Origin of the sequence: Rhizobium sp. NLR8a, assembly GCF_019685235.1 — a bacterium.
Lineage (GTDB): Bacteria > Pseudomonadota > Alphaproteobacteria > Rhizobiales > Rhizobiaceae > Rhizobium.
In genome coordinates, this window is record NZ_JABDWI010000019.1 from 36,565 (window position 1) to 58,092 (window position 21,528).

20 protein-coding genes and 2 pseudogenes are annotated in these 21,528 nt (G+C 62.7%); 8 read left to right on the forward strand and 14 right to left on the reverse strand.

Going from position 1 to position 21,528, the window contains the following annotated elements; genetic code table 11:
* Positions 1-2: 2 nt before the first annotated feature.
* Complete coding sequence (locus HJC04_RS29510) at positions 3-521, reverse strand: FecR domain-containing protein (RefSeq protein ID WP_210631256.1); 519 nt, start codon at positions 519-521, stop codon at positions 3-5.
* A gap of 125 nt (positions 522-646) precedes the next feature.
* Entirely contained in the window at positions 647-1,792 is a 1,146-nt protein-coding gene (locus HJC04_RS29515) for a citrate synthase (protein WP_210631255.1), read from the reverse strand.
* An 84-nt stretch (positions 1,793-1,876) separates the two neighbouring features.
* On the opposite strand from HJC04_RS29515, the gene HJC04_RS29520 reads away from it, so the two are divergent.
* Positions 1,877-2,965, forward strand: coding sequence for a citrate synthase/methylcitrate synthase (locus tag HJC04_RS29520; RefSeq protein WP_221147710.1), 1,089 nt, complete (start codon positions 1,877-1,879; stop codon positions 2,963-2,965).
* 58 nt (positions 2,966-3,023) lie between these two features.
* On the opposite strand, the gene HJC04_RS29525 is transcribed toward HJC04_RS29520, so the two are convergent.
* The 4 genes from HJC04_RS29525 to HJC04_RS29540 all read right to left on the reverse strand — a co-directional run bounded on the left by HJC04_RS29525 (position 3,024) and on the right by HJC04_RS29540 (position 7,229).
* Entirely contained in the window at positions 3,024-4,652 is a 1,629-nt protein-coding gene (locus tag HJC04_RS29525) for a CTP synthase (RefSeq protein WP_064806148.1), read from the reverse strand.
* Positions 4,653-4,796: 144 nt separating this feature from the next.
* Entirely contained in the window at positions 4,797-5,315 is a 519-nt protein-coding gene (gene secG, locus HJC04_RS29530; RefSeq protein WP_221147711.1) for a preprotein translocase subunit SecG, read from the reverse strand.
* 118 nt (positions 5,316-5,433) lie between these two features.
* Entirely contained in the window at positions 5,434-6,204 is a 771-nt protein-coding gene (gene tpiA / locus HJC04_RS29535) for a triose-phosphate isomerase (RefSeq protein ID WP_221147712.1), read from the reverse strand.
* A gap of 125 nt (positions 6,205-6,329) precedes the next feature.
* On the reverse strand, positions 6,330-7,229 hold the full coding sequence (locus HJC04_RS29540) for an alpha/beta hydrolase (protein ID WP_210631251.1): 900 nt from the start codon (positions 7,227-7,229) through the stop codon (positions 6,330-6,332).
* Positions 7,230-7,437: 208 nt separating this feature from the next.
* On the opposite strand from HJC04_RS29540, the gene parE reads away from it, so the two are divergent.
* The 3 genes and pseudogenes from parE to HJC04_RS29555 all read left to right on the forward strand — a co-directional run bounded on the left by parE (position 7,438) and on the right by HJC04_RS29555 (position 11,471).
* Positions 7,438-9,525: a DNA topoisomerase IV subunit B gene (gene parE / locus HJC04_RS29545; protein WP_221147713.1), complete on the forward strand. Its 2,088-nt coding sequence runs from the start codon at positions 7,438-7,440 to the stop codon at positions 9,523-9,525.
* Between the two features lie 199 nt (positions 9,526-9,724).
* Positions 9,725-10,150 (forward strand): annotated as a pseudogene (locus tag HJC04_RS29550) (esterase-like activity of phytase family protein); the annotation flags it as partial.
* Between the two features lie 118 nt (positions 10,151-10,268).
* The gene (locus tag HJC04_RS29555; RefSeq protein WP_210631248.1) at positions 10,269-11,471 is read left to right on the forward strand and encodes an AI-2E family transporter; all 1,203 of its coding nucleotides are present in this window, start codon (positions 10,269-10,271) and stop codon (positions 11,469-11,471) included.
* A 17-nt stretch (positions 11,472-11,488) separates the two neighbouring features.
* Here HJC04_RS29555 and HJC04_RS29560 read toward each other — a convergent pair whose 3' ends face one another.
* On the reverse strand, positions 11,489-11,947 hold the full coding sequence (locus HJC04_RS29560; RefSeq protein ID WP_221147715.1) for a GNAT family N-acetyltransferase: 459 nt from the start codon (positions 11,945-11,947) through the stop codon (positions 11,489-11,491).
* 131 nt (positions 11,948-12,078) lie between these two features.
* On the opposite strand from HJC04_RS29560, the gene HJC04_RS29565 reads away from it, so the two are divergent.
* Positions 12,079-12,498: a hypothetical protein gene (locus HJC04_RS29565; protein WP_221147716.1), complete on the forward strand. Its 420-nt coding sequence runs from the start codon at positions 12,079-12,081 to the stop codon at positions 12,496-12,498.
* Here the strand turns inward: HJC04_RS29565 and HJC04_RS29570 are convergent.
* The 3 genes and pseudogenes from HJC04_RS29570 to HJC04_RS29580 all read right to left on the reverse strand — a co-directional run bounded on the left by HJC04_RS29570 (position 12,495) and on the right by HJC04_RS29580 (position 14,938).
* The gene (locus tag HJC04_RS29570; protein WP_221147717.1) at positions 12,495-13,640 is read right to left on the reverse strand and encodes a DUF2336 domain-containing protein; all 1,146 of its coding nucleotides are present in this window, start codon (positions 13,638-13,640) and stop codon (positions 12,495-12,497) included. The genes HJC04_RS29565 and HJC04_RS29570 overlap by 4 nt on opposite strands.
* A gap of 102 nt (positions 13,641-13,742) precedes the next feature.
* Positions 13,743-14,354: pseudogene (locus tag HJC04_RS29575) on the reverse strand (flavin reductase family protein).
* Positions 14,354-14,938, reverse strand: a complete 585-nt coding sequence (locus HJC04_RS29580; RefSeq protein ID WP_210631243.1) for a nitroreductase — start codon at positions 14,936-14,938, stop codon at positions 14,354-14,356. Before HJC04_RS29580 ends, HJC04_RS29575 begins: the two are co-directional and overlap by 1 nt.
* A 113-nt stretch (positions 14,939-15,051) precedes the next feature.
* On the opposite strand from HJC04_RS29580, the gene HJC04_RS29585 reads away from it, so the two are divergent.
* Positions 15,052-16,155 (forward strand): hypothetical protein, encoded by a 1,104-nt coding sequence (locus HJC04_RS29585; RefSeq protein WP_210631242.1) that lies wholly within the window; start codon positions 15,052-15,054, stop codon positions 16,153-16,155.
* Positions 16,156-16,413: 258 nt separating this feature from the next.
* On the opposite strand, the gene thrS is transcribed toward HJC04_RS29585, so the two are convergent.
* From thrS to HJC04_RS29605, 4 genes are all read right to left on the reverse strand, one after another.
* Positions 16,414-18,420, reverse strand: coding sequence for a threonine--tRNA ligase (gene thrS, locus HJC04_RS29590; protein WP_221147718.1), 2,007 nt, complete (start codon positions 18,418-18,420; stop codon positions 16,414-16,416).
* A 122-nt stretch (positions 18,421-18,542) separates the two neighbouring features.
* On the reverse strand, positions 18,543-19,070 hold the full coding sequence (locus HJC04_RS29595) for a DUF1697 domain-containing protein (RefSeq protein ID WP_210631240.1): 528 nt from the start codon (positions 19,068-19,070) through the stop codon (positions 18,543-18,545).
* A 115-nt stretch (positions 19,071-19,185) separates the two neighbouring features.
* Positions 19,186-19,590 (reverse strand): membrane protein insertion efficiency factor YidD, encoded by a 405-nt coding sequence (gene yidD / locus HJC04_RS29600; protein ID WP_221147719.1) that lies wholly within the window; start codon positions 19,588-19,590, stop codon positions 19,186-19,188.
* 5 nt (positions 19,591-19,595) lie between these two features.
* Entirely contained in the window at positions 19,596-20,042 is a 447-nt protein-coding gene (locus HJC04_RS29605; RefSeq protein ID WP_210631238.1) for an iron-sulfur cluster assembly scaffold protein, read from the reverse strand.
* Positions 20,043-20,352: 310 nt separating this feature from the next.
* On the opposite strand from HJC04_RS29605, the gene folE reads away from it, so the two are divergent.
* Together folE and hisI are read left to right on the forward strand one after the other, a co-directional pair.
* The gene (gene folE, locus HJC04_RS29610; RefSeq protein ID WP_064802729.1) at positions 20,353-20,967 is read left to right on the forward strand and encodes a GTP cyclohydrolase I FolE; all 615 of its coding nucleotides are present in this window, start codon (positions 20,353-20,355) and stop codon (positions 20,965-20,967) included.
* A gap of 25 nt (positions 20,968-20,992) precedes the next feature.
* Positions 20,993-21,445 carry a phosphoribosyl-AMP cyclohydrolase gene (hisI, locus tag HJC04_RS29615; RefSeq protein WP_210631237.1) on the forward strand — a complete coding sequence of 151 codons (453 nt, stop codon included), beginning with the start codon at positions 20,993-20,995 and terminating at the stop codon, positions 21,443-21,445.
* Positions 21,446-21,528 lie beyond the last annotated feature (83 nt).

A 21,528-nucleotide genomic window follows, 5' to 3' on the forward strand; every position in this document is an offset into this window, starting at 1 on the left:
ATTTATTGGCCGAGCCGGGCGAGAAGGGCGGCGACACGCGGTGCTGGCCAGCGGCGCACAACCAGCGGCTCGGTTCCGCTGCTGACATCGACGCCCTCGCCCGGTGACAGCACCACCGGCTCGCCGGCAGGCCGGCGGACGGCCACGCTGCCTCTGATGACGAGGACCGAGGTCTTGTCGCCTGCGGCGTCGACAGCCCATTGTGTGCCGCGCACGGCAGCGATCGCCTGCGGTGTCACCACCTGGAAACCACCGGCGTGCTGACTGCCGTCGACATCGACGAGGATGGCCTTGCGTCGCAGCGACGCCGAATCGGGACTGCCGTCACGATTGCGGTCGGAGAGCCGGAAAGACGCACCGGCCTCCGCCGTCACCTTGACGCCGCCGGGGCAACTGAGCGTCTGGCGGGCACCACCATCGCGCGAGATCGCGCAGCCCGCAGATTGCGCGAGTGCCGCGTCATGCGGAGTGACGCCGGCAGCGAGCCCAACGGCAAACAGCTTGAGAAATGTCATATTCATGGAAAGCCCCCGTGACCGTGCGGAACTGCTTCAGCGAAAGCGCCCGCCAACCGTCTTCTTCCATGCGAGGCATGATAGCCGAATTCGGATATTTCCATAGGCGAAAAAAAGCGGACCGCGCATCCTCAGATGCTGCTCTTCATATGGGGCGCCGGTCCGGTATAACGCGCCCGTGGCCGGATCAATTCGCCGCTTTCGATCTGCTCCATCGCATGCGCAAGCCAGCCGGTGCAGCGTGCAAGCGAAAAAATGATGATCGGCGCCTCTCTCGGCAGATCGAAGGCGGCCGCCATCGCGGCAAGTGCGAAATCGATATTGACCTTTTCCCCGACGATCTCCTCGCCCCTATCCCTGACCTCGGCGAACTCAGGCGGCAGTGGAAATCGCGAAAGCAGCGCCAGCGCCCTGATATCGCCGTCCGGATAGAGCGGGTGACCGAAGGCGGATAAGCGATTACCCTGGGCAAGGGTACGGCGGATCGCCTGCGCCGGACCGAGGGTGCAAGCCGCCTCGATCAATGCATCGACGCCCTGCCAGGCGGCGCCATGCAGCGGACCCGTCAGCGTCGCCAGGCCGGAAAGCACGGCGGCCGACAGTGCCGCACCCGATGAGGCGGTGACTCGTGCCGCAAAGGCCGAGGCGTTGAGTTCATGATCGGCAAGCAGCACCAGGGCGCGACGCAGGCAATCGCTGGCCTCCGGCCGCTGCCAGCTTGCCGCAAGCCTGAGATGCAGCGGCCGGTCCGAAGCGCCTGGCGCCAGCGCATCTGCGATCGTGGCGAGAATCCCGTGCGCCTCGCGCCGGAGTGCCGCCGGCGAGCGGCCAAGCGACGGCAGGTCCAATGTCACCCGCCCTGCAAGCGCCAGGAACGCGGCCTGAAGCGATGGAGGGCCATGCGCGGCCGCGGTAGCGGAGGCGGGCGTTTCCGCTCCGTTCCAAAGCAATGCCGCCGTCTGCTCCAGCGTCGCCGTCTCGGCGAGATCGGCCACATCCTTTCCGCGATAGAAAAGGCGTCCGCCCGAAACGGTGGAGATTGCCGAGGAAAGCACGGGATCGCCCCAGCGGATCGTCTCGGCCGCGACGGTTTCGGCCTTGCGGCGGCCGGCATGGCGATCTGCAAGCCGCCGCACGTCGGCAGCGTGATAGAGGCTGCGGCGCGGATCGGCGGGATCAGGCTTGGCGCGAATGCGCCCTCGGCTGACATTGGCGTAGAGCGTCTGCGGTTTGGTCTTCAGCGCCTGCAGCGCCTCCTCGGCAGTCAGCCACGACATCACGGCCTCACATTGATCAATTGCGTCAAGATTGACGTCAATGAAACTAGGTCGGATCATTCGAGCCGTAAAGGAGAAACCCATATGAAAAACGGCTTGGAAGATGTCATTGCCGCCGAAACGCAGCTGTCGGATGTCGATGGCGAAGCGGGTCGACTGATCATCCGCGGCGTATCGCTGGATCATCTGGTCGCAGACGGCACCTATGAGCGCGTCGCTGCACTGCTGCTCGACGGGTTGATGGAGCGAAGCTTCGATGAGGCGCTCTTGCGCGACTGGCTGGCACAGGCACGAACGAAGGTTTTCGCCCATATCAAAGCCGCCGACGCCGCCTTGATCGCCCTGCCGCCGGTCGATGCGATGCGCGCGCTGATCGCCAGGCTGGCGGATGGTGAGGATTTCGACACCGCCCTCGCCCTTCTGGCAGCACCGGCAGTCTTCCTGCCGGCGATTCTCAGGCTGCAGCGCGGGCAGAAGCCGATCGCGCCCGACGCCTCGCTGCCGCAAGCGGTCGATATCCTGCGCATGCTGACCGGACGATTGCCGACCAGGGAGCAGACGGCGGCACTCGACGCCTATCTCGTGACGATATCAGATCATGGCCTCAACGCCTCGACCTTCGCATCGCGGGTTGTCGCCTCGACGCAGGCCGGCCTCACCTCTTCGGTTCTGGCGGCGTTGAGCGCACTGAAGGGGCCGCTGCATGGCGGTGCGCCTGGTCCCGTCCTCGATATGCTGGATGCCGTAGGAACGCCTGGTAATGCCGGCACATGGCTTGCGGATGCACTCGATCGCGGCGAGAGGCTGATGGGCTTCGGCCACCGCATCTACCGCGTTCGCGACCCGCGCGCCGACGCGCTGAAAGGCGCTCTGAAGCCTTTGATCTCGTCAGGCCAGATCGACAGCGCCCGCGGCGAACTCGCCGAAGCGGTGGAAGCCGCCGCATTGGCAATCCTGAAAGCGCGCAAGCCCAACCGGCCGCTCGACGTCAATGTCGAATTCTATACCGCGCTGCTGCTCGAGGCGCTCGGCTTCCCGCGTCAGGCCTTCACCGGTGTCTTTGCAATCGGCCGTACGGTCGGATGGCTGGCGCATGCCCGCGAACAGGCGCTCGACGGCCGGCTGATTCGGCCGCGTTCGGTCTATATCGGGCCGTTGCCGGCCGCTGCCTGAAATTGGAATGGCGGATTAGCCAGATCGCGCATAACCGCGCGATCTGGCGCCGCATGCGTCAGACGAGACGGCTCTGTTCGGTCGCCGCTTCGATGAAGCTCGCAAACAGTGGATGCGGGTCGAGCGGCCGGCTCTTCAGTTCCGGGTGATACTGCACGCCGATGAACCACGGATGGTCGGGATATTCGATCGTCTCCGGCAGCACGCCATCGGGCGACATGCCGGAGAAGACGAGGCCGCAGCTCTCGAGCCGGTCCTTGTAGTCGATGTTGACCTCGTAACGGTGGCGATGACGCTCGGAAATATCCGTCGAGCCGTAGATATCCGAGATCTTCGTGCCCTTCTTCAGCGCCGCCTTGTAGGCGCCAAGACGCATGGTGCCACCGAGATCGCCGGCCGCCGTGCGCTTTTGCAATTCATTGCCCTTGACCCATTCCGTCATCAGGCCGACCACAGGCTCCTTCGCCGGGCCGAACTCGGTCGATGACGCATCCGGCACATCGGCAAGATTGCGCGCCGCCTCGATGACGGCCATCTGCATGCCGAAGCAGATGCCGAAATAAGGCACTTTTCGTTCGCGGGCAAAGCGCGCCGCATGGATCTTGCCCTCTGAGCCGCGCTCGCCGAAGCCGCCGGGCACCAGGATGCCATGCACCTTTTCGAGATAGGGTGCGGGATCTTCCTTCTCGAAGACCTCCGACTCGATCCATTCGAGCTTGACCTTGACGCGATTGGCAATGCCGCCGTGATGCAGCGCCTCGATCAGCGACTTATAGGCGTCCTTGAGGCCGGTATATTTGCCGACGATCGCGATCGTCACCTCGCCTTCCGGCGTACGGATGCGATTGCAGACCTCTTCCCACTGGTCGAGACGCGGCTTCGGCGCCGGCTCGATGCCGAAAGCGGCGAGCACTTCGTCGTCGAGTCCTTCCTTGTGGTAGGCCATCGGCACGTCGTAGATGTTGGCCACATCAAGCGCCTGGATGACGGCCGACGGACGCACGTTGCAGAACAGCGAGAGCTTGCGGCGCTCGGCTTCCGGTATTTCGCGGTCGGCGCGCACAAGCAGGATATCGGGGTGAATCCCAAGCGCCTGCAGCTCCTTCACCGAATGCTGGGTCGGCTTGGTCTTGAGCTCGCCGGCCGCCGGAATGTAAGGCATCAGCGTCAGATGGACGTAGACGGCGGTGCCGCGCGGCAGATCGTTGCCGAGCTGGCGGATCGCTTCCATGAAGGGCATTGCCTCGATGTCGCCGACCGTGCCGCCGATCTCGCAGATGACGAAGTCGTAGTCCTGATTGCCCTCGGTGACGAAATCCTTGATCTCGTTGGTGACGTGCGGGATGACCTGCACCGTCGCGCCGAGATAGTCGCCGCGGCGTTCCTTGTCGATGATGTTCTTGTAGATGCGGCCGGTGGTGATGTTGTCGGTCTTGGTCGCCGAACGCCCCGTGAAGCGTTCGTAATGGCCGAGATCGAGATCGGTTTCCGCGCCATCGTCGGTGACGAAGACCTCGCCGTGCTGGGTCGGGCTCATCGTGCCCGGGTCCACGTTCAGATAAGGGTCGAGCTTGCGAAGCCGGACCCGATATCCACGGGCCTGCAGCAACGCTCCGAGAGCCGCGGCCGCAATTCCTTTTCCGAGGGAGGAAACCACGCCGCCAGTGATGAATACGTATCGCGCCATGGGCTTCACCGGATACCTTTTCAAAAACGATTCCGCCAGCCCCAAAAATTCTTTTCCGGAATTTTCGGAGGGTGGCGCGGGAATCTGAACAAAAGAAAACCGGCAGACCCGAGGGCCTGCCGGCGGTTTATGTCGAAGATCGGTTTACTGTCCCGTCGGGACGCCCGAAGGCTGCGCCGGCGCCGGCGCGGCCGGAGTTGCGGGCGCTGCCGGGGCAGTTGTCGCCGGAGCCGTCGCTGCCGGCGCAGTTGTTGAAGGCGCGGTGGCAGCCGGGGCCTGTGCTGCCGGAGCCTGCTGTGCGGGCGCAGCTGCACCGCTGCTCGGAACGCCATTGCCAGCCGGCTGGTTCGCCGGGGCCTGTGCACCGCCGCCGAGCGAATCGAGAATGCCGTTGCCCTGGCCGCTCGTCGCGGGGATGCGGTTGAGAATGTCGCTCGGACGACCCTCGTAACGCGTCAGTATGCCGAGGCCGAGCGAGGTGAGGAAGAACAAGGTCGCAAGGATCGCGGTCGTGCGAGTCAGCGCATTGGCCGTCCCGCGGGCCGACATGAAGCCCGAACCGCCGCCGATGCCGAGGCCGCCGCCTTCCGAGCGCTGGATGAGCACGACGCCGACGAGGGCGAGCACGATCATGAGATGGATGACAATCAATACTGTCTGCATGGGTCCAGTCCTGCCCGTCTGGAGACGGACATAAATAAGAATTCTGGCGGCTCTTTACATGAGGCTCTCGCCTATTCCAAGCCCTTCTGCCGGAATAAACCGAGCTATGAACAACGCGTCAGGCGAGCAGCGCCTCATAGGCCCGGTAGATGGCGAGGAAGTCGGCGGCTTTCAAGCTCGCTCCACCGATCAGCGCGCCGTCAACATTGGCGATGCCAAGAAGTTCCCCGGCATTGGCGGGCTTGACTGAGCCGCCATAGAGAAGCCGCATCTTGCGGCCTTCGTCGCCGAAGCGGGACACGAGCTCCGCACGCATGAAGGCATGCGCCTTCTCAACATCCCCCGATGTCGGCGTGACACCAGTGCCGATCGCCCAGATCGGCTCGTAGGCGATGACTGTATTCTCGGCGGTTGCGGCATCGGGAACCGAGGCGGAAAGCTGGCGCTTGATGACGTCAAGTTCCTGCCCGGCGCGGCGTTCTTCGGCCGTCTCGCCGATGCAGATGATCGCAGTGAGATCGGAGGCGAAAGCCGCCTCCGCCTTGGCGCGGACCAGATGGTCCGTCTCGGCGTGGTCGGTGCGCCGTTCGGAATGGCCGACGATCACATAGGTGCCGAAGCTATCGGCGATCATCTCGGCCGATATGTCGCCGGTATGCGCGCCGGACGGCTTCTGGTGGCAGTCCTGCGCGCCGATCGCAAGCGGGCTGTCGGTGCAGAGCGCGGTTGCCACGTAGAGCAGCGTCGTCGGCGGGCAGATCAGCGCCTCGACCTTTTCGGCGAACGGCGGACGAACACCCTCGGCGATCGCCTTGATCTGATCCAGGGAGGCACGCGTGCCGTTCATTTTCCAATTTCCCGCCACCAGCGGGCGCACGTCAGGTGTCATGCCGGCCTTCCACAAACTTCATATCCCTGGCCGCATTATCAAAAGCTTGCGGCAAAGGAAAGCATCATGCCTCTGACGTAACGGGAATCTCTGCGATCTCGCATATTTTTTGCCGAAATCCTTCGTCAGCGGCCGAGAACCCAGTTCAGAACCCTCCGCCAGTCGATCATCCGGATCGGCGTTCCGTGGTTTCCGGTCTGAAACAACGTGAAATGCGTCGGATATTTCGCCTTTTGCAGGCTCTCGAACAGCGCCTGCTGGTCGGCGGCGGCGTAGACCGGATCGCGGCTGCCATGCGCGAACCAGAGCGGCAGTTTCGCCTTGTAAAACGCGCTCCTGGTGAAATCGGGATCGGTGACACCGCTCATAACAAGCATGCCCTTCAGCCGCTTGACACTGTCGCCGTCACGCGCAACGCCCCAGCAAATCTGACTGCCCATCGAAGCGCAGGAAAGCACGATCGGCCGGCCGGGCGATTGCGCGCTGGCATAACGGATCAGTCCTTCGATCGCGGCAACGCCGTTGCTGTCGAAGCTCCTGACCGTCGGCGAATAATAGACCCCGCCATTGCCGGCGACGAGGTTCTTCAGCCGGTTGAAATTGCCGCCGAAGCTGTAATCATTGGCCCCGAGCCGGCGGTCGCCATCGCGGCCGTGAATGAAAATCACCGTGAAGGCGGCATTCTGAGATGGTCCCACCCTGGTGACATCGAGCCTGATGCCGTCGAGCGAGAGGGTTTCGTCCGCCTGGGTCTTGCGGATGCCGAGCGACACATATTTCTGCTGCGCCCGCTTCTCCGGAATCTGGTCGCGGCCGTTGATATCGCGCATCTCGTCGTAGTCGATCACCTCGGAGGCGCCGCCGTCGCTCGTCTGCAGCACAGTCTGCGTCGAGAACAAATCGTCCTTGAAAGGCGGCAGGACGTCGGCCGCCCGTGCCGGTCCGCCGGCGGAAAGAACGGCTGCTGACAAGAAAAACGCCGCAATTGCGGTGAAAACAGTGCAATGACTTGTGGACATTCGCATGCGGATGGTTTCCTGAAGCCTGCCGCCGCTTGCCATTCCGCGCCCGGCAACGCAAATCATGTCTCAAAGGCCGCCAAAAGAGGCGGTGTCGCGTATAGAGGTGCTTTCTGGCAGAATCTGCCTGATTCGCAAACGTGACGTGAAATGCGGTGATTTTGGGCCGGCGGCGGATGCCAGCTCGAGACAGGATAAAGATCTGAACGGCTCCATGGACGACAGCAACGACCTTTTTTCCGGACTGCCCCTTTCCGAAAAACGCGAGGAGGCGCAGAAGCCCGCCGCGCCGAGCGAACGTCCGCCGGCGGCCGCTCCCTTAACGACCGTGCCCTCGGCGCCGGCGCGCCCGGCGCCTGTCGCCTCAAACGCGGATGACTATGGCGCCTCGTCGATCCGTGTCCTGGAAGGCCTCGAGCCGGTGCGCATGCGCCCGGGCATGTATATCGGCGGCACCGACGAAAAGGCGCTGCATCACCTCTTCGCCGAAGTCATCGACAACGCGATGGACGAAGCGGTCGCGGGACACGCCAATTTCATCGAGGTGCATCTCGACCTGCAGGGCTATCTCACCGTCTCGGACAACGGCCGCGGCATTCCGGTCGAAAACCATCCGCAGGTCCCCGGCAAGTCGACACTCGAAGTCATCATGACCAAGCTGCATGCTGGCGGCAAATTCGACGGCAAGGCCTATGAGACTTCGGGCGGCCTGCATGGCGTCGGCGTGTCGGTGGTCAATGCGCTCTCCGACTTCCTCGAAGTCGAGGTAGCGCGAAACCGCAAGCTTTACCGCCAGCGCTTTTCCCGCGGCCTGCCGCAGGGCGGGCTCGAAGAACTGGGCGACGTCCACAATCGCCGCGGCACCCGCGTGCGCTTCCATCCCGATCCCCAGATCTTCGGGGAGCACATGAAGTTCGAGGCCGCTCGCGTCTTTCGCATGGCGCGCTCCAAGGCCTATCTGTTCGGCGGCGTCGAGATTCGCTGGAGCTGCGAGCCTGGCGTACTGCCTGAGGGGTCGGAGGTGCCCGACAAGGCCACCTTCCACTTCCCCGGCGGCCTGAAAGACTATCTCCAGGCGACGATGGGCAAGGAATTCACCGTCACCCGCGAGATCTTCGCCGGCAAGACCGAGAAGGCCAGCGGCCACGGCTCGATGGAATGGGCGATCACCTGGTATGGCGGCGATCCGCAGGTGCATTCCTATTGCAATACCATCCCGACTCCGGAAGGCGGCACCCATGAGGCCGGCCTGCGCATCGCGCTGACCAAGGGGCTGAAGGCCTATGCCGAGCTGACGCAGAACAAGCGCGCCGCCCAGATCACCACCGACGACGTGATGATCTCCGCCGTCGGCATGCTGTCGGTCTTCATCCGCGAGCCGGAATTCGTCGGCCAGACCAAGGACAAGCTTGCGACCGTCGAGGCCCAGCGCATCGTCGAGAACGCGCTGCGCGATCCCTTCGACCACTATCTCGCCGACAACCCGAACGAGGCGGCCAAGCTGCTCGACTGGGTGATCGAGCGCGCCGAGGAGCGCCTTCGCCGCCGCAAGGAAAAAGAAGTCAATCGCAAGACGGCGGTGCGCAAGCTGCGCCTGCCCGGCAAGCTCGCCGACTGCTCGCAGAATACCGCCGAAGGCGCCGAACTCTTCATCGTCGAGGGCGATTCGGCAGGAGGTTCGGCCAAGCAGGCGCGCAACCGCGCCAACCAGGCGATCCTTCCGCTCCGCGGCAAGATCCTCAACGTCGCCAGCGCCGGCCGCGAGAAGTTCGGTGCAAACCAGCAGCTCGCCGATCTCATCCAGGCGCTTGGCTGCGGTACGCGCTCGAAATACCGGCAGGAAGATCTGCGCTACGAGCGTATCATTGTCATGACCGATGCCGATGTCGACGGCGCCCATATCGCCTCGCTGCTTATCACCTTCTTCTACCAGGAAATGCCGGAACTGGTGCGTGGCGGCCATCTCTTCCTCGCCGTGCCGCCGCTCTACAAGATCACCCAAGGGGCGAAGTCCGCCTATGCGCGCGACGACAATCATCGTGCCGAGCTGATGCAGACGGAATTCAAGGGCAAGGCCAAGGTGGAGATCAGCCGCTTCAAAGGTCTCGGCGAGATGATGCCCGCCCAGCTCAAGGAAACCACCATGGACCCGGCCAAGCGCACCTTGCTCCGGGTGCTGATCGACGAGGTGGATTTCGAGGGCACGCGCAGCGCCGTCGACGATCTGATGGGCACCAAACCCGAGGCCCGCTTCCGCTTCATCCAGGAGCGTGCGGCCTTCGCCGAAAACCTTGATATTTAAACACGTCTCAGGCGCGCCGAACGATCTGACAGATACGCCCGGCGCGCCGCATTTTAGCATCTGCGATTTCACGGAACTGACGAAGAACCGTAACAACTCCGTCAAATAACCGGCGCATGAAGCGGACGGCGCGCGGACCTCCCCCGGGAATGGCGCCTGCGCCGGTTCGAGCCGTTTTCAACCTTTGCCGGATTTTGCCATGACCAAGCATTTTGCTGCGACCGCCGCTTTCGTTCTCCTGTCCAGCACCGTCACCGCCAGCGCCACCGACATCGGCGCCACCTTCGAAAGCGCCTGCCCCTTCGGCGATTGCGCCGCCGGCATTTCGCTCTCCTATCTCGGTGAATTCGTCATATCCACGGGGCACATGGAAAACGGCGTCGACGCCACCGACATATCCGCCATCGCCTCCCTCGCCAACAGCGCCCAGCGTGTGGTCCCCGCCCGCAAGAGCCAGGTTCTCGATCTCAGGGCAATCGGTCTCGTCCCGGACAATATCGAGGCGATGTCGCTCGGAAAGGCCAAGGACGGTACCGACGTCCCCATCCTCGGCTCCGACAATAATTTCTCGACCCATCAGAAGACGCAATTCTACGCCTTCAAGGTTCTCAGCCGCCTGCGGCAGAAAGACGCCGCGTCTGACGGCCGAACAGTGATGCTTTATATCGGCTTTCGCGGCGCGGACCTTGAAACCGCCGGGTTCATGGCCCATAACCAGAGTACAAGAATAAGAAGAGGCGCGCGTGGGTGTGTTCAACCGTCAGAAAACCAATCATGAGCCGCGATGGCTGGGGTCATCGGCGCCGACACGCACACCGCTGATTCCCTCCATTTCGGCGGCGCGCTGGCTGCTGGTGCTGGTCGCCGCCGCCGGCGTGTATTTCTTCTACGGCTTCCTCGTGCCGGTGCTTGCAGCCCTGGTCATCGGCTTCGCCAGCTGGCCGCTCTATCGCAAGCTGCTTGCCCGGGTCGGCGGCAATACCACGGTCGCGGCGACCATCGCCATCATCATGATCGTCACTTTCCTGGTCATCCCGATCGTGCTTGCGATCACCTATACGACAGGCGAAGTGCGCAATTGGGTTGCCTGGGCGATCCACGCCAACCGCGCCGGCGCCCCGACGCCGGACTGGATCGTCGCACTGCCTTGGGCAGGCGCCTATCTCGATGAGATCTGGACAAAATATATCGGCAGTCCCGGCGCCTTGGGTGAGGTCATCCAGGCGGTTAGCGGCGCCAATATCGGCAACATCTATCGCGCCGTGCTGGCAGCCGGCGGCGGCGCTTTCCATCTTCTCCTGACGCTGCTCTTCATGCTGATCGCGCTGTTCTTCGTCTATCGCGACGGCTTCTCCTTCTCCAAGCAGATCGACATGCTGGGCGAGCGCATCCTGCCGAACCGCTGGGAACGCATTTCCCGCGTCGTTCCGGCAACGATCAGCTCCACCGTCATGGGCATGACGCTGATTGCAATCGGCGAAGGCATCGTGCTCGGTGTGGCTTATTGGATCGCCGGCGTGCCGTCTCCGGTAACGCTCGGCGTGCTCACGGGGGTGATGGCCCTGATACCCGGCGGTGCGCCGCTCTCCTTCACGCTGGTTTCCATCTATCTCCTGGCGAGCGGCTCGCATGTCGCCGGCGTCGGCCTGTTCGTCTGGGGCACTGTCGAGCTTTTCATCGTCGACAAGACGCTGCGGCCGAAGCTCGTGGGCGGCCCGATCAAGCTGCCCTTCCTGCCGACCTTTTTCGGCCTTGTCGGCGGCGTCAAGACGATGGGCTTTCTCGGCCTGTTCATCGGCCCGGTGCTAATGGCGCTGATCGTCGCCATCTGGCGCGAATGGATCCACGAGGCCCGCAACGCCGAGAGCAACGAGACGATACCGCCGATCGTCATCGACGAGCAGGCACCGCCGGCGAAGCCGGTCCCGCGCGTCGCCGAAGGCTGACCTGTCTTCAAAGACCGCTATCCCAGCCGCTTTTCCATGAACAGGCTGAGCGGATCCGGTAGATAGGTGCCGAAAGCCTCGATCTCCCGATATCCGTATTTGCGATAGAGGGCGATCGCCTCCGGCTGATAGATGCCGGTCTCGAGCCGGACTGCCGTCAGCCGCTTTTCCCTCGCGATCGCCTCCAGCGCATTCATCAATCCGCTCGCAATCCTCAATCCCCTCGCCTGCGGGTCAACGAACATGCGCTTGATCTCCGCCGTGCCGTCGCCGGCCTCGACCAGCGCGCAGCACCCGACGATCGCCCCCTCATTGCGGGCGACGAAGAAGCTTACCGAAGGTTTCTCCAGCAAGGAGAGGTCGACCAGGTGGTTGCTCTCCGCGGGATAGAGCGACGCTGCATATGCGTCGGAGAGATCGAGAAGGCGGATGACGCCGTCCTGGCGCGGCGGCTCCTGGGCGATGGTGACGGACATGCTAGTTTCCAATGTTTGCGGGAGGCGCAAATTTTTGCTGACCTGACGAAGAGTTAATGCCTTCGCCTTCTTTCGGTTGGAATTGGGCCGTCTAAGGCGATCTCAGGGTTCAATAGCCAAGGAGGCAGAATATGCAAGCGGTGCTCATCGCAATGACCATTCTCGGTTGCGACGATTCCGTCAGCCAATGCAGCTATGTCGCGACGGTCGACAAGCGCTGGGAGACCGTTACCGCTTGCGATGCCGAAGCCGAACGCCGGCTCAAGGCCTATGCCAATGCCAGCTATCCCTCGGTGATCGCCGTGTGCGAGGCGCCGAAAGCGCTTGCCGCCGCCGCACCCCCGAAACCGGCGCCCTTGCCTGCCGCCGCGGGCGACGCCGCTCCTGCGGCACCTGAAGAACCAACAGGACTCGCCAGCTTTGCTGAAAACATCGCCGGCCAGGTCCGTTCACATCTGCCATCCGGCCGTGACGTCAAGGAGACGCTGTCCAAACCCGTGCATTTCGTATCCGCCAGCTATTCCTGGGTAGTGACCCGGCTGAACGACTAGGCCGCCGCAAGCGCCGCATAGACACGGGCCGATTGTCGCTGTTCGGCGACGTGAAGCTTTTCCACCATGTCGAGCAGTTCTCCGGCCGCGCCGTGTGCGCCATGGTGATGGCGGAATTTTTCGAGAAGACGGCCGCCGACGGTGCCCAGCACGCTGCCCGGGGCTTTTCGAGCGGCCTCGCGCCACAGAAGCGTCGCCTCGACGAAGATCACGCTGATATCCCTCGGCAGGCCGACGGATTCGTAGAGGGCGCGCACGGCATGCATGCGCCCGGTTGCCAGGATCGAGCGCACCCTTCGCTCGCTGCACGCCGTCAGATCGACGATCGCAGCAGCGAAAAAGTCCAGCTTACCAGCGCAGAGCGCATGCATTAGCAAGGACGGCGTCAGCCGGCCGTTGAGGCGCAGATGCTCGACGAGATCCGGTATCTCCCGCGGCGCAATATCCCCGGCGATCGAAACGATGGCTGCCTCGGTCGCCTCGCGGCTGATGCGCTGGAGCCGCTGCAGGCCGATCGCCGCCTGCGCCAGCGGCAGGCCGACCAGCGCATTGCTGACATGCTGGGTGAGCAGCTGGCGGGCATCGGCCGGAAGATCGCTGCGGTCGAGCAGCAGGTTGCGGATATCACAACAATCGCCAAGCCGCTCGGCGATGCGCTTCAACGACTGGCCGGAGATGGCCGCGCCGTCGTTTTCGAGCAGGCAGAGCAATTCGTCTTCATCGCCGACCTCCGCGAGTGCAGCCGAGACCGGGCGCGTGACATAGGCCCTGGCCGCAATCAGCATGCGGGTGGCGCCGCTGCCGCGTGCGGCGAGGTCGACGAGATCGGCGTCGCTGAGAAGCGGCGAACAGGTGACGGCGTGGCAGGCAACCTCGGGCTGGTCCGCGGCAAGCGAAAGGATCAGGCTGCGCGGCGCGTCGGGCGACCAGGCGATCGCCTCGGCCAGCGCAAGCCGCACACGCGGCGACGGGTCATCGAGAAGAAAGGTCATCGCCATCTCGGCTGCCGCCCGCTCCTCGCCGCTAATCTCGGATTGCAGATAGGCTCGACCGAGCGCATTCGCGGCCCTGGCCCGGTCGCCGGTCTTGGCAGTTTCTATCCAACGAAGGAAAGCTTCTACGATCACGCGATGCCTCAGCACTTGAACGCGATTCGTTACGCGTTCCATTCAATGCTGTGACCGTAGCGACAAAAGGTTTAAGATTGGTTCACCATATTTCTTAAGCCTTTGTATGCTTTGCGCTCAGACCTTTGGCATCTGCGGCCGGAACATCTCGAAAACATCGCTGCCTTCGCTGTAGTCCATGTAGCCCATGCGCGCGACGGGCCGGGCGATCGACATGTCGAGGCGGCCGTCCCTGACGATCGCCTCGTCGATATGGATGCCGACCACCTCGCCGAAGACGAGAATGTTTTCGGACGGCGCACCCGATAATGTCTTCGGCTCGATGATCTCGGTGACCCTGCATTCGAGCACGGCATATGCCTCACCGACATAGGGCGCGTCGATCAGTTCGGACTGTCTCGGCGTCAGCCCGGCGAAATCGAATTCGCTGTTGCCGTAAGGCAGCGCCGCCGATCAGCGATTCATCTTTTCGGCGAGATCGCGGCTGACGAAATTGCAGGTGAAGGCGCCGGTCTCCGCCGCATTGCGCTGGCTGTCCTTGCGACCGGCGGAGGAAAACATCACCAGTTTCGGCCGGTCGGCAACGGCGTTGAAAAAGGAATAGGGAGCAAGATTGACCGAGCCGTCCCTGCCCTTGCTGCCGATCCAGCCGATCGGCCGCGGCGATACGATCGCCTTGAAGGGATCATGTGCGAGCCCGTGTCGATTGCTGTCGGTGGTGTAGAACATCAGTCCGCTCCGCCGACCCAGGTCACGGTATCGGCAAGCTCCGGCCGCGGCCGTTCGATCGCCGGAAATGTCGTTGAGCCGATATGGATGAAGCCAGCCACCTTTTCGCCGGACTCGAGGCCGAGCAGCGGATAGGCGCGCTGGTCATAGGCGAACCATTCCGTCAGCCAGTTGGCGACGTAGCCGCTGGCATTGGCGGCGAGAATGACATTGAGGCAGAGTGCGCCCGCCGACATCAGCTGCTCCCATTCCGGGATCTTGATATGCGGCCCCGCCTTGCTGACGACGGCGACGACGACCGGCGCTCGGGTGAAGCGGGTGCGCTCGACCTGGATCATCTCTTCGGAAAGCTCCGGCTTGGTCTCGAGCGCCAGTTTGAGAAGCTCCTCGCCGAGGCGCGCACGCTCATCTCCGCGATAGACGATGAAGCGCCAAGGGGCGATCTTGCCGTGGTCGGGAACACGCGAAGCAAGCCGCAGGATCTCTTCGATCTCGGCTTTTTCGGGGCCGGGTTCGCACATCTGGAAAGCGGGGATCGAACGACGCACGGCTAGGTAATCGATCAGCTTGATATCGGATTTCATGCGGGAGAAACTTTCATTTTTATGCTGCTGCAAAGCGTGGGTCTTGAATTTGCCATCGCGTTGGTCTTGAAGTGGCCTTTGCGATTTCAGAAGTCAATCGGTTCACGAAACAGATGTTTGGCATTTCGCCTCTTGCACGCATCGGCCTCGCCATCGCGCTGATGGTATTGATGCCCGTCGGCGCCGGTGCGCAGGATGCCTTCAAGGACTTCAAACAGCTCGATTCGACATCGAAGATGCCGAAGCTCAACGCCTTCATTGCGCCCGGCACCGCGCCCGAAGGAGCCAAGCTGCGCGACATCGAAATGGAAGCCAAGCTGACGGCCGACGGTACGCCTGTCGAGGATGGGCTTTCCTGGTATGTCTTCAGCCCGATCGCTGGCACCGACGGCAAGCTGCCGCTGATCGCCAGCGCCAAGGGCGGACCCGCTGCCTTCCAACTCGCGCCGGGCGATTATTTCGTCAATGTCTCCTTCGGCCGCGCCGGCGTCACAAAGAAGTTGACCGTGCCCGCTGACGGCGAGGTCGACAAGCAGGTGATGGTCCTCGATGCCGGCGGCTTGCTGCTCAACGCCGTCTCCGGCACCGATGCCCGCATCCGCCCCGACCAGTTGAGTTTCTCGATCTATTCCTCGGAAGTGCGCGACGACGGTGAGCGCGGCCTCGTCGTGGCCGATGTCTCGCCGAACACTGTCGTGCGCCTCAATGCCGGCACCTATCACATCGTTTCCGAATATGGCAGCGTCAACGCCGTCATCCGCGCGGACATCCAGGTCGAGGCCGGCAAGCTCACAGAGGCAACGATCCAGCACCGCGCCGCCCAGATGACCTTCAAGCTGGTCTCCGAAGCCGGCGGCGAGGCGATCGCCGACACCGCCTGGTCGATCCTGACGGCAGCCGGCGACAGTGTCGGCGAAAGCGTCAGCGCCTTCCCGACCATGGTCCTTGCCGAAGGCGAATACTCGGCCGTCGCCCGCAACAAGGACAAGATCTATCAGCGCGATTTTACAGTGGTTGCCGGCCGGAATACCGATGTCGAAGTTCTGATGAAGGACCAGCAGCCGCAACAGCCCGAGAGCCCGGCGGCCCGCACGGTGCAGCAGGCGCCGGCCGGCACGCCGCCGCCCCCGGGTGTCCAGCCGGCTCCGGAGGAGCCTCTGCCCTCCTACGAACAGCTCGTGCCGCAGGGCGGCGGCGACGGCGCCAGCCTGGATTGATTCTGCCGGGCACGCTTCTGCGGCGTACCAGCGATCAAGCCGATCGGCCGGCGTTCTGCAGCGCCGCGCGTCTGATCAGACGCGCAACGACGCTACCATTTTGGATCTACGCATTGGCCGATACCGCTAGACTAAGCGCGCATTTCATTCATTGGCAGGAAGATTTGGAAGTGGAGACGGGAGGCGCACGAGTGGCTGCCCCTCGCGAAAGACATTTCCGACAGCGCCGAAATCGGCGCTGTCGTATTCCCCCTATTTTCAGGCCGCCTTGACTTTCTTTGCCTCGGCCTTGCGACGGACGTCGGGCGGCGTCGCCTCGAGCATGAGGCTCTCGACGGCGGCGTCAAGCTCCATCGAAACCTGGTCCTGGCTGCCGAGGCGGCGGATGTTGACCGTGCGCTCCTCGGCCTCCTTCCTGCCGCAGACGATGATGACAGGAACCTTGGTGACCGAGTGCTCGCGGATCTTGTAGTTGATCTTCTCGTTGCGGAAGTCGGTCTCGACGTTGAGGCCGGCATCGCGCAGCGCCTCGGCGACTTCAAGCCCATAGGCGTCAGCTTCGGAAGTGATCGTTGCGACCACCACCTGCAGCGGCGATACCCAGAGCGGCATGTGACCGGCGAAGTTCTCGATGAGGATGCCGAGGAACCGCTCCATCGAGCCGCAGATGGCGCGGTGGATCATCACTGGCTGCGTCTTTTCGGAGTTGCTGTCGATGTAGAAGGCGCCGAAGCGTTCCGGCAGGTTGAAGTCGACCTGCGTCGTGCCGCACTGCCATTCGCGGCCGATCGCGTCCTTCAGCGTATATTCGAACTTCGGCCCGTAGAAGGCGCCCTCCCCCGGCAGGATGCCGGTCTTGATGCGGCCCTCGGACTGCGCCTCGATCGTCTTCAGGACATCGGTCATGACGGCTTCGGCGCGATCCCAGAGAGCATCGGAGCCGACGCGCTTTTCCGGCCGGGTGGAAAGCTTGACGACGATTTCCTTGAAGCCGAAGTCTTCGTAGACCGACAGGATGAGATCGTTGATCTTCAGGCATTCGGCCGCCATCTGCTCGTCCGTGCAGAAGATGTGCGCGTCGTCCTGCGTGAAGCCGCGCACCCGCATCAGGCCATGCAGTGCGCCCGAAGGCTCGTAGCGATGCACGAGACCGAATTCCGCCAGACGGATCGGCAGTTCGCGATAGGACTTCAGGCCATGCTTGAAGATCTGCACATGACCGGGGCAGTTCATCGGCTTCAGCGCAAAGACGCGGTTATCAGCCTCCTTGTCTTCCGGATGCGTCATCGCATGCGCCGATTTCACGGCGAACATGTTCTCCTGATACCAGCCCCAGTGACCCGACGTTTCCCAAAGCGAGGTGTCGAGCACCTGCGGCGCGTTGACTTCTTCATAATCAACAGCGAGTCGGCGGCGCATATAGGCGACGAGCGTCTGGAAGATGCGCCAGCCCTTGCCATGCCAGAAGACGACGCCCGGGCCTTCCTCCTGGAAGTGGAAGAGGTCCATCTCGCGGCCGAGCTTGCGATGGTCGCGCTTCTCGGCTTCGGCCAGCATATGCAGGTAGTTGTCGAGATCGGCCTGGTCTGCCCATGCCGTGCCGTAGATGCGAGACAGCATGGCGTTGTTGCTGTCGCCGCGCCAGTAGGCGCCGGCGACCTTCATCAGCTTGAAGGCGGTGCCGACCTGGCCGGTGGAGGCCATATGCGGGCCGCGGCAAAGGTCGAACCATTCGCCCTGGTTGTAGATCTTCAGATCCTGCCCTTCCGGGATCGCATCGACGAGCTCGACCTTGTACTGTTCGCCCTTGGCGGCGAAGACTTCCTTGGCCTTTTCACGCGACCAGATCTGCTTGGTGAACGGCGCGTTGCGGGCGATGATTTCCTTCATCTTCTTTTCGATCTTCGGCAGATCGTCGGGCGTGAAGGGTTCGTTCTTGGCAAAGTCGTAATAGAAGCCGTTCTCGATGACGGGACCGATCGTTACCTGCGTGCCGGGCCAAAGCTCCTGCACGGCTTCGGCCATCACGTGCGCGGCGTCATGGCGGATGAGTTCCAGCGCGCGCGGGTCCTTGCGGGTAATGATCTCGATCTTGCCGTCGGTAACGGCATCGGAAAGGTCGCGCACGCCGCCGTCGATCGCAATGGCGACGGCGCTCTTGGCGAGCGACTTGGAAATGGATTCGGCGACATCCCGGCCGGTGGCGCCAGCCGGGAAGCTGCGCATGGAACCATCAGGGAATGTTAGGGAAATGACTTCAGACATCGAAATTCTCCTTGTCCAGTCCCGCCAACGAATGCGGGTGGTTGCAACGACAGCGCTTCTCTTTGTTCGATGCGCTGCCGCCTGATACTCAGATTTCGCCCGGGAGTAAAGAAGCAGCCGGCTCACATGATCATCTGCGCAAGACCGCAAACGGTGTTCCAGTTGCGCATGGTTCCGACGCCGAGGCGCTTGGTCGTCAGCGCCGAAAGCAGTTTCGATTGGCTCGGTTTGCCGGCGAAATCGATCCAGAGATCGCCGCCGACGACGGCGAGGCGTTGCCCTTCCGCCATCAGCGGTTTCAGCGCCTCCACCTTCTCAGGATCGATCGGCAGGCGCATCACCCGGACGATCACCTGGTCTCCGCTGCCGTCCCGGAAGGGATTGGTGCCGCAGAGCGCCATCCAGGTGCAGTCGCTGCGCACGATGATATCGACATGTTTGCCGAACTTCTCTTCGAAACCCTCTTCCAGCGCGACCTCGAGTTCATGCGGACGTATTTGGTCGGCCTCGAAAACCAGATTGCCCGTTGAAACCAGCGTGCGCGGCTCGCGATAGCCGAGTTCTCTGGCAAGCGCGCGCAAGTCTTCCATGATCACCCGGCGGTCGGGCGAGAGCACGATGCTGTGCAGGAGGGCGACAAACATGCTCATGGCCACTCGCTCTCCTCCTCGCAGTCGTAGTCACCGAACAGTGACCGCGCCTCTCGCATCATCGCTGCCCTGACCTCCGAAACACAATGATGTTCGCTGAGCATCGTCACTGCGTTCACCCATTCTTGCGTCCAAGGGCGAGATAGCGCCATGGGGTCCACCAGCGAAAATCGTTGCCGAGTGTCTCAGGCACCGGGTCGAGGCCGCTGGTGCCGCCCGGACCGCAGCGGCCGACGCGAAACAGCGTCATCCAGCCGCCAGCCCATAATCCGTGACGGGCGATCGACTCGTAACCATATTCCGAACAGGTCGGGATATGGCGGCAGGAGTTGCCGACAAAGCCGGAAAGCGTCAGCTGATAGAGACGGATAAGCCCCATGCCGAGCAGGCGGTCCGGGGTCTTGCGGAACGGCCCGCTATAATTGCGGGAGCAGCGTGCGGATTTTTCGATCGGCCGTCTCGATCCGGCCGCGCCGCCATCGTCCTCATCGTCAGCCTGCCGGACGCAGAACTCGCACATCTCGGTTACGCCTCGACAACTTCCGCCTGTTTCGCCTCGATCTGCCCGATCGCGTCGACGACCGCGTCGAAGGTCAGCATCGTCGAAGCATGGCGGGCCTTGTAGTCCCGCACGGGCAGGAGATAACGCATGTCTTCGAACCGTCCGCCGGGCCCTGCCCCATCCGCCTTCAGCATGGCGAGCATGTCCAGACGCGCCTGCCGCAATTCGCCCGATGTCGCGCCGACAACATGGCGGGCCATGATCGAGGACGAGGCCTGGCCGAGCGCACAGGCCTTCACGTCATGGGAAAAACCGGTCACGACATCGCCATCCATCTTCAGCCAGATCCGCACCTTTGAGCCGCAAAGCCTGGAGTGCGCCTGGGCGGTCGCATCGGCATCATCAAGCGTCCCGGTCAACGGAATATTGCCGGCGAATTCGAGGATTTTGCTGTTGTAGATGTCGTCCATGCTGGATTTCCGCTCCAAAATCGCTGCGGATCGGCCTAGATCGGGCTGTCATTGTCGTTGAAACAAAAAACACACCGTGTCATCTGAGGATACTTACATATAATGGCCGTCTTCCTATATGTATGTCGTTCCAAGGCCATGAAAATGCAATGGCCTTGTGTAAGTTTGATTGGGAAACCGTGCCGGATGGGCGCTTGAATTAGCCCTGAAAGCCCCGGAGCCTGCCAAAGGTGCATGAATTCCCGCATGGGACTGACCAGTGGCGATTCCGACAGATGGGTCCGCGACGCGGGCCAGGAGACCATTGATCATGGACGCCATCGTAAAGAACTTTCCGCAGCCGAACCGCGACTCGGACCGCCCTTCCCAGCAGGAGGCCGAGGAAGCCGTTCGCGTTCTGTTGCGCTGGGCCGGTGACGATCCGACGCGCGAAGGCCTCATCGAGACGCCAGCCCGTGTCGCCAAAGCGTACCGCGAGCTTTTTGCCGGTTACGACATGGCGCCGGAGGATGTGCTTGGCCGAACCTTCGAGGAAGTCGCCGGTTACGACGACATGGTCCTTGTCAAGGACATTCCGTTCTACTCGCATTGCGAACACCATATGGTGCCGATCATCGGCAAGGCCCACGTCGCCTACATGCCTGATGGCCGCGTCCTCGGCCTGTCGAAGATTGCTCGTGTCGTCGAGATTTATGGCCGGCGCCTGCAGACCCAGGAAACGATGACGGCCCAGATTGCCCGGGCCATCGACGATACGCTCAATCCGCGGGGTGTTGCCGTACTGATCGAGGCCGAACATATGTGCATGGCGATGCGTGGCGTTCAGAAGCAGGGTTCGACCACCTTGACCACGACGTTTACCGGAACGTTCAAGACCGAACCGGCCGATCAGGCCCGTTTCATGAGCATGGTGCGGAGCCGCTGATACCGGCTCCCTCAGGAGGGCCGAAATGAGTCAACTGATCTTCAATCAACCATCCGAGGACAAGTCGGCGTTGGAAGACGCCGGCGATTTCACGCCGCGTTTCGACGACCGCGGCCTGATCACCGCGATCGTCACCGACGCCGGCGATGGCGAACTGCTGATGGTGGCGCATATGAACGCCCAGGCCCTGGCGCTGACCATCCAGACGGGCACGGCCCATTATTTCAGCCGGTCGCGTGGCAAGATCTGGAAAAAGGGCGAGACCTCGGGCAATCTTCAGACGGTGAAGGAAATTCGAACCGATTGCGACCAGGACGCCATCTGGTTGAAGGTCGAGGTCGCCGGCCATGACGCCACCTGTCACACCGGCCGCCGTTCCTGCTTCTATCGGACGGTGACGCTGCGCGACGGAAAGCCGATGCTCGACATTGTCGACGACGAGCGTCATTTCGATCCGCACGAGGTCTACGGAAAATAGACTGAAAGTCCCCGCATTTGCCCCTTATTGTGCCAGAAACCGGTTCTATATACCTTTTGGCAACCGATCGGGCACACTATCGT